This window comes from Vibrio agarilyticus (assembly GCF_012641465.1).
GTDB classification, from domain to species: domain Bacteria; phylum Pseudomonadota; class Gammaproteobacteria; order Enterobacterales; family Vibrionaceae; genus Vibrio; species Vibrio agarilyticus.
The window spans coordinates 1-15,181 of sequence record NZ_JABAIK010000035.1 but is presented as its reverse complement, the minus strand read 5'-3'; the positions used below and the strand labels follow the sequence as shown (position 1 = coordinate 15,181).

At 42.6% G+C, this 15,181-nt stretch carries 7 protein-coding genes; 1 reads left to right on the top strand and 6 read right to left on the bottom strand.

Translation table 11 applies throughout. The annotated features are described in order from the left end of the window. Positions 1-410: 410 nt before the first annotated feature. The gene (locus HGP28_RS18700) at positions 411-1,796 is read left to right on the top strand and encodes a hypothetical protein (protein WP_168837964.1); all 1,386 of its coding nucleotides are present in this window, start codon (positions 411-413) and stop codon (positions 1,794-1,796) included. Positions 1,797-1,904: 108 nt separating this feature from the next. On the opposite strand, the gene HGP28_RS18695 is transcribed toward HGP28_RS18700, so the two are convergent. From HGP28_RS18695 to HGP28_RS19445, 6 genes are all read right to left on the bottom strand, one after another. Next, positions 1,905-4,040 (bottom strand): UvrD-helicase domain-containing protein, encoded by a 2,136-nt coding sequence (locus HGP28_RS18695; protein WP_246225784.1) that lies wholly within the window; start codon positions 4,038-4,040, stop codon positions 1,905-1,907. Position 4,041: 1 nt separating this feature from the next. Continuing rightward, positions 4,042-10,458 carry a DEAD/DEAH box helicase gene (locus HGP28_RS18690; RefSeq protein WP_168837962.1) on the bottom strand — a complete coding sequence of 2,139 codons (6,417 nt, stop codon included), beginning with the start codon at positions 10,456-10,458 and terminating at the stop codon, positions 4,042-4,044. A 186-nt stretch (positions 10,459-10,644) separates the two neighbouring features. Beyond that, positions 10,645-11,787, bottom strand: a complete 1,143-nt coding sequence (locus HGP28_RS18685) for an HNH endonuclease (protein WP_168837961.1) — start codon at positions 11,785-11,787, stop codon at positions 10,645-10,647. Further along, positions 11,787-12,503, bottom strand: a complete 717-nt coding sequence (locus HGP28_RS18680; protein WP_168837960.1) for an OmpA family protein — start codon at positions 12,501-12,503, stop codon at positions 11,787-11,789. The genes HGP28_RS18685 and HGP28_RS18680 overlap by 1 nt, the downstream gene beginning before the upstream one ends. A 1-nt stretch (position 12,504) precedes the next feature. Beyond that, positions 12,505-14,925: a hypothetical protein gene (locus tag HGP28_RS18675; protein WP_168837959.1), complete on the bottom strand. Its 2,421-nt coding sequence runs from the start codon at positions 14,923-14,925 to the stop codon at positions 12,505-12,507. 88 nt (positions 14,926-15,013) lie between these two features. Continuing rightward, positions 15,014-15,175, bottom strand: a complete 162-nt coding sequence (locus HGP28_RS19445; protein ID WP_369333943.1) for an integrase core domain-containing protein — start codon at positions 15,173-15,175, stop codon at positions 15,014-15,016. Positions 15,176-15,181: the final 6 nt, after the last annotated feature.

Sequence of the window (15,181 nt, the reverse complement as noted above, 5' to 3'; positions counted from 1 at the left end):
ATATGAAAACGCCCGCTAAAGCGTATGAATTAGCGGCTTAAGTTGTCCAATTTCGGCTGGGTCATTACATTCCTTCTGCTGAACATAATACCGACGCCAACATCATCACTCATGATGAGGCGGACAAGGTTTTTGCTGCTCTCACTCAATCACGCCACCCTCTTGCAGATCTGGCGCAAATTATCTTCATCCTTGGGTTTTATTTGGGATTGCGCCGAAATGAAATCAAAGGGCTGCAATTTAAAGATTTTCATGAGCTTAAAGACATATGCACTCTGCACGTTAGGCCTAACCGTTATCGACTGCTCAAGTCCACCGACAGCTCCAGAAACCTCCCCTTAGATGCATTAATACCAGGGACGCACCTTAGCACTCTTTTGGCGTTTTTAACCACGGCTAAACTGAAACACATGGAGCGCACAACTTCCATCTTCCATGCTAAAACTGACCGTGAAATTAGTGAGGCATTCATACTCATCACTGATGTAATAAAAGGTGTTACAGGCGACGAAACGCTGCGCTTTCATCATTGTCGTCACTCGTTTTGCAATTGGGTGATCTGCCAACTATTTCAATTAAAAAAAACCGTTCAATGGCCATTTTTATCCCACTCATATTTTTGTGTTGATGCAGCTAAAACCCTTCGCGAAAGATTGGGACTTAAAACCAATACTCGTAAACAATTTTGGGCAATTAGCGAGTTACTGGGTCACGCCTCGCCAAGCACCACGTTAACTTCCTATTTTCATCTGACGGATGTATTTCACCGCAGTTATTTTGCTAATCACCTGCCTGAACTGTTTGCCATACGCAAAATCTGGGGACGAGGCATTACACTCGACGAAATAGGTAACCCAACTCTGAGATCGGCGCAAAAAGTCGCGCTTGAGGCCATCCTACCCATAGAACAACATGTTGAGTTCTTAAGTGATACTTTTGATGTGAGCGAACTCGATCCACCAGTTGTGCAACCTACTGATGAATCAATTGACGTCATCACGGTTTGGCGCATTATTCGCCGTGCAGCAGAAGGACAAACATCATCAACCATCGCAAATGACTTATCGTTATCGCTAGCAAGCGTAAAAAACGTTCTCGCGCTTGAAAAAACCACGCGTAAACAAACGCAACGACTGTCAAAGCATCCAGCAAGAGCGATGGTCAACTATCACGCTCAACATAGGCCCAACATGAAAGAGCTCGAGCAATGGATCCTAACCTTTCATCGTCAGGAGTCCACTATCCGCCAAACCCTCAACCTAACACTGCTACTTAAGTTCATCGACACCTTTGTCGGTGCCAAAGACGCGAAAATTCGCACTCATGACAAAGATGTCGTCCTCACGCTTTTGAAAATGTTGCAAATCTTAAATTTAACTGATTACCTTATTGAAGTGCATTGGTACATGAGCACCAATCCGGTGACATCACATCACTCACTTAACGGCTACTTAAGACACATTGCATTTTGGAAAAAGGTACTCATCACTGAACTAGGGATGGATTGGCGACGTTTCACAATAATTCTGCCGCAATGCCACAAATCACTAAAAGCTCACTTTGTCGCCAAAGCCCCAACTCGGATTAGTGATGACGGTCGATTTTTGAAATACAAATCCCCTGGAACCATATCGATTAGCGTGAAAAAAACACGCTTCGAATCAGACGCAAAAAAAACCAACAAACCAGACGAAAATGGGCTCAAAAGTCGCCCAAGAAGGCGTAAATCCTTTGTGAGTTTCCTGCGCCTATTAGTGATTTATTTGAAAGTAAGCGAGTATCACTCACATGTGTAAGCTTACCAACTAGAGTATGGATACAGTTGTAACCATACTCTATATTCGGAAAACACCGTCGTTCCATCCAGAATTTCGTTACGATATGAACGACATTGAAATTAACTCTTAGACAAAATCTGCAAGATAAGGGCTAGGATTGTTAGATGCCGTTACATAAAGCCCTTTAATTGCGCGTGTCGCGGCAACATGAAGAAGCGCTCTTTCGTTAAAATCGTAGTCTCGCTTCTCTACTGGATCTTCTGTTAACACCTGCTTAAGAGGAATTATGTCCTTGTTCACCCCTGCAATCAAAATATACTTAAATTCCAAACCTTTGACACGGTGCATAGTTGCAACACGAAGCCCTTCTTTATCGCTGTCAGCACTATCTGCTGATAATGCGTGGGTTTGTACGCCTAATTCACTTAAAGACTTAGCGTAGCTATCCCTAACAAAATTTGTCCTAGCAACCAAACAAATATCTTTCAAAGGCACATCATTTGCCAACAACATTTCAAGCTGTTGCTTAAGGAACGATACCTCGTCATCAAATGAAGGCAGCACTTTAACGATTGGCATCTCTCCGTGGAATAGAGACAAGTAATCTGTTGACCTATCTAGTTCCCCATCCAGATTATCAACTTGTACGTTATTTAAAATTGAAGTGGCAAAACGTCTCGTTTCCTCTGTGGTACGATAATTGATTTTCAACTTTTGAGATCGGCGTCCACGTACATTGATTCCACATCGCCCTAATACAACTTTGTTACGGTAGATTCGTTGATGGCCATCACCAACAATAAACATATCATTTTCTTGTTCCGGGACAATTGCTCGCAATAGTGAAAACGCTTGGCTCCCCATATCCTGAGCCTCATCGACAATAATCGATGAATAAGGCAACGTAATTTTTTGCTCTTTGATAATTTCAATAGCATCAAGCATTGCCTCGTTTATATCTCGTAACCGTTTACGATTCATTTGATTACGAAACTCTTCAAAAACCGGCCAAATTTTCGCTCGTTGAATACGGCTCAGTGGTGTTCCCCTCCCAACACGGCTCACACTGAAATACTCCGACTTAGCTTTTACACCATTCGGTTGAACCACATGTCGCCACTCTTCTTCATAAAAAGACTCTGGGAAGTATGGCTCAGAGGGAGCTAAATCAATAGCGTATTTCCAACAAATTTGCCGCTCTTTGTCATTGTCATAAACAACTTTGTAGTCGTAATTAAATCGCTTCAAAAACCGAGAAATCCAACCATCGATGTTGGAGACTTCAATTCTTGCTAGTTGCTCCTCACTAGCAATTTTTTTGAGATTTGCTTTGATATCAGATGCTAAGTTCCTTGTGAACGTCGTAAACAATACCTTTGATGAAGAATTACTTGTAGAAAGTTGTTCAGCCAAATGAACTGCTCTATGCATTGCAACCACGGTTTTGCCCGTGCCTGCCCCACCTAGAACACGTGTAGGCCCATTAGCCTTTCGTGTAACAAGCGCTCTTTGGCTTGGATGTAAAAAAACTCGCCACTTTTCAAGTGGAGCGTTCAACATTTTTTGTAGCTCTAAATCATCAGTAACCATTCGGAAGTTACGCTGAGAAGAAGCTCTTTCTAAAGCAGCGTCAAAGTCCGTAACATCGACGGTTTCACCATGGGATTCATTGTAAGTAGCTAAAAGATCCTCATAATCCTCACCCGCAGCAAGCAGATATAAAGGCTCATAAGATTCTGCAGGTAGCTTTTTCTCCAGTAACTCGAGATCTTTTTCAGAACACACCGTCATTACAGCATCAATAAAATCACTCGGAATACCCAGGGCAAGAATTTGCTCTCGAGAGAAATCGCTAAAGAGTGCTTTTTGGATGTGAGACTCTAAAGTATCAACTCGAGGTTCCTCAACGACATTGCTAACCTCTACGATTTGAATTGCCCCTGTAGATGGGTGGATCAAACAATCATGACGGCGAGCCCAATCATAAGCATCATCGTGGTGAGCAACCCACATAAGCATATAGATGTTGCCTTTTTCTGGCTTCAACACTATGCCGCGATAAGTTTGATCTATCCGTACAGAATGCACATTAGAACTTTTGGCATCGCGAATCTTTTCATAGTTAATACCACTACTCATTGGGTTTTGGCGGAACTTACTGATAAATTCTTGAACTTTCTTCTGCTGTTGCTTAGGAATTTTTGCAAAAGACATCAAGAAGTCTCCCGCGATCGCAACTTTTGGCATTTCAACTGCAGTCATGTTAATCATTATCCATATATTGTTTTAGTTCTTTTAAAGCCTGATCAGTTAAGTCACCAACGACTACTTTCCAGCCCTTTTCAACAAATAACTTTTTATCGCTTTCCATTTCGGGAAGTAAAAGGGCGATTTGGTAATCAGCCCATGCTAATTCAGCTTCGGCAACTATCTCACCTTCAGCACCAACGAGGGCAAAGCCGACTTCTGGAATTTGGATCTCAAGCTCCAACATTGCAATAACAACTGGCTCACTAATAACCTCTAGTTCGATTAGCTCAGCCCAATCATCCGTGATTACAACCTCTGTTCTAGCATCAATCGAAACTTCTGTATCTCCACCTTTCACCGCTGAACTGGCGCAGCCTTGCGCAAGCAATTTGTGCGAAGTAAATGAGAAATCACTCAAAAATTGCCCAAGGTTTACTAATCGCCAGTACCCATACAATGCTTGCTCATAACCATCATCCTCTGGGTATCGGTCATCAAAACATGCGTGTAAACGTGTCAAAGCTTCAGCATAATCATAAGGGCACTGACCGCGAACTTTCCCTGCAACAACGTTGACGTAAACTTCAGCTGGCATAACAGCGGCGAGTTCAATACTTCGTTGAGAGGTGCCAAGTGAATCCAAAAGCCCGCCAAAGAAATAAGGACCTTCTAAACACAGTTCGGGCAACCTACCCGGCTCCGCGTTTTCTCGCATTTCATATTCAAACTTGTTTTTTCTGGCCAGATCTTTCGATGCAGAAATCGAAAGCCAATAAAAACTGTTTGCAAACATGGCCTGCTGATAAGTAGATGACATTTCAATCGGTTCGTGAAGATAGCGTTTCAAAAGAGAAAAGCTATTTTGATTCTCATACGAATCTCTCAACGTCTGATAATTTGTACTTAAAAACTGCTTGTAATGTGCCTTACTGTCTTTCGCTGCAACATCCTGTCGACTTATGCCGATGACCTCTCGTACATGTTTTGCGTCTTGTTTAGCCAGATCATTCCAACAAAGAGTCCAGACATTGTACTTTCCGCTATCTAATACTGCATTTCGTTTTTCAACATCATCAGAAACAATATTATAGTGATGTGCAAAACCATCCAAATATACAGCTATTGGCTTCACATTCTTTAATTCTGAGTATGGATACAAAACAAAATCAGGGCGCGTATCAATATAAACTCCATTTTTCTCCCCAAGACTCACTTGAGGGACTAATTGCCAAGACGATTTATTGTTAAGTTTGGATGACACAATCCAAGCAGCCTTCCCTCGTGCGTACTCTTTCGTGACAACAAATTCAGACACGGTTTGTTGCAGCGTATCTACGAAGAGTCTTTCAAGTTCTGACTCTAGCATCTTGTTTAGTGAGATATCAGAGAGAGACTTAACTTGCGTTAATGCACTTTCATCATCCAGTATCGACCTTAACAAACTTCTCGCGTGCTCACGCGATATTGACCGCATTTTTCCTCGGTCACGGTATGCATAGACACATTTATAACATCCATCCTTACCTTCAGACGCACAGCCACAATTTTCTATCACCGATAACGCTTCTTTCAAAAGAAGAAGTAAGTTGTCAGGCTCTTGCATTAGCTCTTTCAGCGCTCCCGTACCTCCAGGAACAGAGTCATAGACCACGAGATAATGTCTGTAGCTCTCACCTGAATCCTCAGGCTCTCGATAAATGATGCCTTTAATATGATCAACACTACCTTTAAAGTAACGTTTCATGCCCAATTGCAGAGCCGCACTTAATGAGGCTTCAGTCACTTGTCCATTACCATAGCCACTAACGGGCAAAAGAATGCGTATCGCTTCAGATTCAAGCTGGCGATAGAGAAACAGGAAGTCTTCATACTTTGCTTCCATCACCGTTCCACGGCATTTGCAGCTTATATCGTGAGCTTCTGGTCCCTTGCTCTTTTGAACAAAACCACAGTCAGAACACACTTTAAAGCCCGTCTTCTTTTTCTTCTCACCCGCAACACTAAATTCATTCGCTTCTTCAACTGAGCTGCCGAAGTTAATGTCACGCATAGAAACTCTACGTATGTACTCAAAGCCAAATGGGATGGATTTGTTTTGTACTTGATACGCGAACTCAACGTCTTCCGGCTTAAAGGAAACAAGCATTTGTCTCTGAAAAAAAGCTGGCGTCCTTGTATCTGCATCATCTGTAATTTTTGAATCTCGGACGCTTGAACGAGCATAAACTTGTCTGAGTTTCAGCATGCGCAACTTTTGTTCTGAGTCCGCCCATCCCGGGTGCCCACACTTAGGGCACGTTGGATACTGGTCAGTCTCTAAAAGCTCACTGTGGTTGCAGTGACTGCAAACTCGCCATGTTTCAGGCTCAGAGACCTTCATGTCAATTTGTTCAATTTCAACCTTATGCCCACCTGCATAAAAATGATTGGTTGGCGCTAACTCAGAAATTGCAGCCGCTGCTGGTCGTTCGTACTCAAATGTTGAGGTAACATACTGACTTTTACCATCATCCACCTCAACGGTGTCTTTCTTGCGCCAAAGAACAGAACGCAACGTGATACCTGCTTCTGGGAATGCATAATTCGGTAACAGCCCCTCATCAGTCATGAAGTTGAGCGTATTTTTACTATTAATATCTCTAAGCAAAGCCAAGAGAGCATTACGTTCATTCTCTAATTCGTTTAAATCACTTTGATAATTTTGATCTTTAACCGGAGAGGATTTAAGTTTATCAATGCTTCGTTTTAGTTTTTCTGCACGACTCTTCAACGATTTGCGATCTTTAACTAACATCTCCAAAGACTCTTGTATCTTTGGTGCTAACCCATATTCGCTATCCGACCCTAAAATGAAAGACTTTAACTTTCCATATGATGACGGAGATAGAGAGTGAAAGACTTGAGTGAACTGTGCAAACAAAGTGTCCTTATGGCTGTCGACAAAAGAAAGGAAGTTATAAGGGTACTGGTCTCTCAAGCCCGCTTCAGTTGCATCCAACATCTGTTTAACGCGTTTGCAAATTTGACTACTATCAATACCGGTCTTAATCCAGCGATCCATACAGAAAGCCGTAAGCTGTCGCTCAAGGATGGCTGAGGCATCTAAAAAAACACCTGGAGCATTAACACTGCCCGCCATCATTTCTACGGGCTCATCAAAATAAAACAGGTCATGCGCGTTACCTTCTGCAACGGTCATGTTAAACGCGTTACCATCCTTACGGCCAGCACGTCCAATTCGTTGTAAGTAGTTAGCTTGAGCAGGTGGCACAGAGCAAAGCAATACTGACGAAAGGTCACCGATATCAATACCCATTTCAAGAGTTGGCGTCGCTGACAACAAGTTTACCGACCATGCTTTACCACCTTTAATAAATGCATTTTCGGTTTGCTCTCTGACTGTACGCTCAAGCAAGCCGGTGTGTTCTGCAGCATTGACTCGGCAAACTTGCGAATGTGACCATTCTTTTTCTGGTAACTGTTTATCAACAGTGAAATGACCCTGACAGGATTCTCTGACACATGCCTTACCTTTCCAATAACCCAATACAGCCTTGGGAACAATTAACCGCTCAGAGCAATGATCACAACCGAGAGCTGCAACTACTGAAGTAATTTTCAGCGCGGTGGGTTCAATACCCCAAGCCTTATAACTTTTAACATCAACTTCTTGGAGTATGCCGCCTCTCCTCAAAGTCTCCAGCGTCAATCGATAAATGGTTTGAGTGTGATTCGCAATCATGAGGTTGTCATTTTTGCCAAAGCACTTAATGACCCAATTTTGGTGCCAAGTATGTTTAGACTTTGTGGCAACGACCTGGTCAAAACGCTTGTTCTTCTCAAAGGTTAGGAATGCTGGGGTTCGAGTTTTATTACCCCAGTTCGGCATGTATTTTGAAGTTTGTTTATCAATTTTAGTCAGGTAGTACGTTTCACCACCGTCAGCGATATAACGGGTCAATGACTCATGGACAATCGCCCCTCTGTTACGCATACGATGTAGTACACCTAAACAGAAATGAAGAACATCAGTATCGTTAACTCCCTGGATTTCAGAGCCCAATTCATCCATCAATGCTGTATGTAATCGAGAAGTTAGCCCAATTAGAGCCTCATCACAGACATCAATTGTATATTCACCCGTTCTCTCGAGCGTACGACCAATCGAAGCTCTAAGGCCGAATTCACTAAATACTTCCCAACTTAAGCGCTTCTCGACAAGCGTTGGTAAAGTACTATTCACAGGTAAGGGCTCACCACTTTCTACCATCTCTCGATAATCGTTGAGCCATTCCATATTAGGCGCAATAAAAGTTGCAGCAAATGATTCCGTTGTGCCACAACTCTTTTTCGCCACTTCGATGACTTCTCTTGCAAAATCATACAAATTCATGCCTTCAGTAGATTTTGCCACCATGCCCATATGACCTCGCATCATAAGTGGCCATGTTCGAGATGAAAAGAACCCCGCTCGATGAGCAGCGTCCTGCACCGAGTCAGAGAAAGTTATCAGCTTCTTGTTTTCGTTATAACGACTGCTATATATCTGATTAATAGCAACAGCAGACAACGTTGCAGATTGAGCCCCCACAATTGATAGGCCATTTTTGCTCTGGCAATAAGGGCAGTCATTACTAAAATGCGGTCCTTTTTTCTCGCTAATCTTAATTTGATCCGGTAGGAAAACCCTGACTAACTCAGAGTGATCACAGGACTTACATCCATCAGTTTGACCATCACTATTTAACGATAAACACTTTGTACAGATCCGCCTTATAACCCCTTTGCCAGGAGTGTCATCGTTATCTTCAAGCGGGAACGCGACTCGAATACTATGGTTCGCTCCAAAAAACAGTCGATAAAATACATCAATCTGGTTTTCAAGCTGCTCTACTTGGCCTTTAACAAAGCCACCCCAGCCTGTTGCATGACAATCACGGCAGTTAATGACAGGAAGATATTTGTCCGCCATATCATCAGAGACGTCATCCCCAAAATTCAGGCGCGGCTCAGGTTTGACGCTAGCAACAAGACGTCTTAGTTCACGAAACCAAAGTTGGTGCCGCACTTGTAGAAATGGCAGCACAGGTCGTGGGCTACCCTCTTGCGCTCTTTGTTTTTGCTTTTCAGGCGTTTCTTCGACCGAGTTTCTGGCAATTGATATTAAAGAGCAAAAGCTTTGAATTACTCGACCTGCTTCCTCTTCTGAGATTGAAAAGACAGAACTCATGTCTGCAGCCAGTGTTTTAGAGGAAGCAATCTTTCCGTTAATCATCTGGAGCAAGGAATGAAAAAAACGATGTGATAAAATCGCTTGCCCTAATTCAATTCGAGTGGCTCGACCAGCATCACTATCGATATCAACAGGCAACACAATTGAGTTTTCAGGGAACCATAACGCTAATTGGGCATTGATATACTCAACTTCTGAGGAATACATCGCTGAATCGAATTTTTCAAATTCACTGAAGCTAGGATAAGTAAAATACTTAACCGATGCGTCTTTTAAGTATTCCTCGTAGCGATATCTATCCTCTCTTACCACAGAACTTTCTTCGAATTGTGAGTCAAAAATACTACCCGCATACTCGAGTAGCGCGCTCACATCATCACCTACAGTTGCAGAAGTGCCAACACATGCAAAACCTTGATCGTCGACAGACAGATGATACTTTAATCGACGCACCAAACAGGCAAGGTCTGAGCCTTGTGCGCCATCAAAAGTATGCAGCTCATCAACCACCAAATATTTCAAAGTGCCAGGGTCATTATGTTGCCAAAGAGTTTGGTCTTCGGGCCTCATCAACAAATAATCCAACATCTTATAGTTGGTTAATAAAATATCAGGTGGATTCTTTCTTAGGTGGTGTTTACACGTAATAACTTCATTTGGCCCCATGTTGGTCGAAGCAGTATCGGCTTGCTCTCCACCAACAAATAACCCAACGTTAACCTGGCCTTTTAAGCGTTCATCTTTGTATATCGTCGAAGCAAAGCGTTTCGCCTGATCCGTCGCTAGCGCATTCATCGGATAAATGACGATTGCTTTTACGCCTTTGTTCTGCTGACCAGCACAAAAGTTCAATAACGGATAAAGGAAACACTCAGTTTTACCCGAGCCTGTACCTGTTGCGACCAGCGTCGATTGCGGGCTTTCAGACGATAACCGTTGATACGCTATAGCCTGGTGCGCGTAAGGAGTGAATGGAAGAGAAAGATGGTCAAAGTAGTCTAATGGCAGATCACTCTGCCTAAAAGGCAACTGAATAGATACATACGGCCCTTTAACTAAATTATCTTTATCTTGTAAGAAAGAGTCAATCATCGAATAGCTCTCACTCTCAAAACAAGGACTATTCATGTTAAATGCTGATTTAACGTACTTTCTTAACGTTTTAACTACTTGCTCACTAACGACTGATGGCAGCATGTGTTCTTCCCAATCTTAACTAACCCGCTAATTTTATTGCGAAATGCATTGATAAAACAGCCTAATAATTTGTTAACTCAGCTTTCTACTTAGTTTTTATGACGATTCTGTTCAAATCTAAATCAGCACTTGTTAAGTGCATGGCCATAAGGCAATAAAGGCCTCTTAATGAGGCCTGATGATATACTATCCTATACAAGTAAATGCTTTTTTGGCATCGCTCAAAAACTCGTGAACGCTAATGGCATACCAACCATTTTCGTTCGCAAGTGCAATGTCTCGAGACGCAATACCAATACCAAATTTACGCCTTGGCCATGCTAACTCGAGCATAGAAACTATCTCATGATTCGCATTTTGAACGTCATAGCCAGGCTCTGGCATTTTTACCTGAGCCTTTTGACAATGATGCAATACACCATGTACAGCTGGGTCAGTCATTTCGAAAACATCGTCCCAACAGTCAAGGTCATTCGTCAAGCCCTGTTCTCTGCGAAGCGTAGCGATTAACTGCCGAACATCGTGCATGATATAGGCTTCTTTCGCGGTTCGTTCTTTACTTAAGCAATCCGAACAAACACCTATCAAATTTGTCAGCGTATTATCATGCTTGACCCCGTTGATATGGTGCACATGATAGTGGAGCTTGTGCCTATTAAGATCGACCCCGCATTGCTCACAACAATACTTATGTTCAACCTTGTATTTGGCGCTCAACTTGCCCCAATCATCGGTAAACTCTTTTCGTGTATCCTCAGCCTTTCTCTTCGGCATATGAGGGAAAAACGAACTATACGTCGCAAAGAAACGAGCCATGTCAAAGTTTTCAAATACGGATTCTTTACAAGCCCTATCGCCAGTCCCGTAGCCCTGATAGTTGAGTGCTCTGATGCAAGACTTACATACTTTTAGTTTCGCTTTTCCTTCAACATCTCTACCGTCGATATAGTGTGTCCCTGTAATTAAAAACTCACCACTCACATCGTTGGTCACCACGTATCGCTCAAAAAGCCCTTGAGTTCTCATGCCCTTCAACTTAGCACAATCCGCTACATGATATTTAGGACCACTTTTTTCGGGGTTATTCAGCGCAGCAGTAACTGAAGTGCCGACATCTTGAATATAAAGCAGTACCTGGCGCCCTTTATAGCTAAGGAGACCAGAGTCAGTATCAACATCCTTCAGCTCTACAACCTTACCTTCACCCAACTCAATATCAATTGGGTCGATATTTGTCGGCGTGTATTGCAGATTGAACTGGCCTAGCTTATCGGGGGGCATCAGCTCAATGGCCGCACGTAGTGCTTCCATATCAAAGGAGAGCTTCATTACTCTCCCCCTAAAATTTTACGAATTTGATCTTCAGCATTGGTTATTACGCGGAACGAAACACGCCTAGACCGCTGGGCAAGTTCTACACCATGTTTATTTTTAATAACCTTCGAAGACGAATAACCAACGGCTGCAACATACTGTTTAACCCAAGAGTAGTTAAAATGGTCATTGCGAACATAATCCAGGTTCATCACAAAGCCAAGAACCGCCCTTGTACGCGATTGAGATAGGTTCATATTGTTAAAGTAAGCTTCATAGTCTGTAGAGTCATGGTTCCAACGGCTCGATGTGTGTCCCTCTATTTTTATTTCTTGTATCGATGGCTTATATTGATTCAATACTTGCAAATAACGTGGAAAAAAGTCACTGAGTATCAACTCAAACTTACTGCTTAAATCGGATTTCCCATTGGCGAACAAAACGTCAGGGGCGGTAAAGTTTAAACTTAAAGTACTTCGTTCAATCTCTGCGCCCCACTTATCAAGATCTTCAGAAAACTCTTCGAGCAAAGCAAGGTAAATCGCTTCCTGTGTTTTTTCGTAGGTAACAGCGACTTCTTTAATCTTATCTCGCTCATTCATCGCATCCCGCATCAACGCCACTGAAATAAACAAGAACACCATCATCAAACCCGCCATAAGATCTGACACTGACATCCAGTGGTCGCCTCCATCATCAGAGACAGACCTTTTACCAAATAAATTGCTCATATCAGCTCGCCAACTTAGTTACACTGCTAACGACGGTTTTCATTTCATTCGTCAGTTTTCCGTAGTCTCGAGTAAACTGTTGAGTCACCGTTGCAAGACCTTGCCCCATCTCATTGATAACGCGGTTAATCTCTTGCTGCATTTGTAAATCCAAAACTTCGACTTGCTTCTCGACCGCTTGACCTGTTTGTGCAACACTGTCAATGACTTGCTCTTCAAGGCTTTCGAAAGTTCGCTTCACTTCACGTACTTGAGCTTCAAAAACTTCTTCTAAAACACCCTCGAGGCGATCTTGAAGCTCTTTGATTCCTTGAACCATGTATTGTTGTGTCTGTTGCGTATTTTCGCTTAACTCATCATTACCTTTGACAAGAATTTGTATTGTTTCTGCCGATTTCTCTTTCACATCAATAACCATTCCTCGAACACTCTCGTTCAAATCAATCATGGTTAAACGTAGGTGCTCTTTAATTTCTTCAGTTTGAGATGTAAGGTGATCCACAATAGACTGCAGATGACCAGATGCATTACCTACATTGCTAGTAATCTCATCTGCACTCTGTGCAAGCTTGCCTCCAATTTCTATAGCCCCTTGCTTCAGCTCATCCGATACAGCAATGGCACCAGCATCCAGTTCCGATTTGATAGTATGTAAGTTTGCTTGTACCGTTGATGAATATTCCGCAAGCGCTTCGCTAAAACTTTTTCCGTATTGCTCAACCAGCAGTTGCGACGCTTCGTTCATCTTCTCAAACGTTTCGACAGACTCTTCAATTGTGCTTGAAACATGGCCTATCGTACTCTCTGTACTTTCAGATAAAGAGCGTCCAACAGCATCGACTGTTTCCGTCACTTTAGTGATGAACGTACCAACTGCAGATTCGATACCATCATTTATAGTTTGAATGCCTTCAGCAGTGCTCTCGGTAAAATGCTTCGTCGCACTCGTATGGGCAGATGCAAAATCATCCATCGCAATACGCGTTTCTTCTTTTGCACTTTCTAAATGCTGATTTGCCGCTATCAACGTTTCTTGAGCAGAGGCAGAGTAATCGCTAATTGTCTCGTTTGTCTGGTTTATAAGCTGCTCAAATGAAGCACATGTAGACTCGACCGATGTCGTTACTTTACTCATACTTCCTTCAACAGTAGAAAGTAGTTGGTTGCCCGATTCATCTAACGTCTTGGTAATTGAGTCGTTCATGTTCGATAATGCAGCACCTAGCTCAGAAGTCATTGTTTCGATGCCCAACCCCGTAGACTCCGTAAACTGTTTCGTCGCCTGTTGGTGCTCATCACTAAAACTATCGATCATCGCCTTCGATTCGGAAAGCATGGTTTCATAATGACTTGATGCCGCTGAAACTGAACTACTGATCACTGTCATCGTGTCGTCTAGCTGGCGCTGAATCTCTGGCATTGCCTCAACGGCTTTATCACGCAGTTCCTTAAATGCATCCAAGCGGTGTTCAAGCTCTGTTACTTGCCCATGCCCCAGTTCCATAACGGCATGCAGTTTTTCCATGGTTTTAGGAATACTTTCCGTTCGTTCGCTAATATGAGCGACGGATTTTTCTGTATACGCGATCGCGTCGACACCTAACTGGTACGTATGAGCCATTTCCTTAAGTTGTTGACGATAGTTTTCTTGCCAATCAACCAATTTTTTCACCGAATCATCAAGGCGTTTGAAGTTTTCACCAAATTGCTCTGTCAAATTGTTATTAAAATCGACAATCACCTCTTTTAGCGCATTGATAACCTGCTCGGTGGCAGATTTAGACAGCATCTCACCAAATTTATCCATCTCATTCCATAGGCGCTCACTGAATGCAGAGTGCGTTGTTTGCATCAACGACAGACTCTCAACAGTGTTCTTATGGTGGGCATTGATTTCAGACAACTCGTTCTTAACCAGCTTGTTGCCGTCGTTCACATCACTTCGCAATAAACGAACTTGTGAAGCTAAAGAAGACTCTTCATCACCTCGGATTGAATCAACCAGAGACTGAGAAACCTTCAATTGCTGCTCCATCACTGAGTAAATTTCATCAGGACCCACGCCTTCTGCGATCACGTTTTTAGTCCGAATAAAAGGTTCAATGGCTTTAAAAGCAATGTTGGCGCACATACCGACCAAACTGGTCAAAAACGCCGTTTTTAAACCTGACAAGAGTAACGAAATACTGCCATCAATGTTTTGAGGGTCGAACTCCATTAAGCCGACAACAATACCGGCAAAAGTCCCCAAAATACCTAATGATGTCATTAGGTTAGGCGCACCACTCACAAAACCATTAGCTTTCCCAAGGGACGCTAAGCACAAGCTAAAAATAAATACAGCTCCAATCATATAAATGAACAGATCGGAAAATGCATTTGCAGATACAGAGGCAATCAAGCCAGATAAATATTCGCTCATATAAAACAATGTATTTAAAGTTGAATAAATCTATTTAACACCGTTATAAAACGGCATCAGTGTAATGACCCTGCCGAAATTGAACAACTTAAGCCGCTAATTCATACGCTTTAGCGGGTGTTTTCATATTCAGAGCTTGATGTGGTCGTTCTGTATTGTAGAACTCAAGCCACTTACCGATCGCGGTTCTGGCCTCATGCATCGACGTAAAATTGTGCATCCAGATACATTGCTCTTTGATGGTTCTGATTAGCCG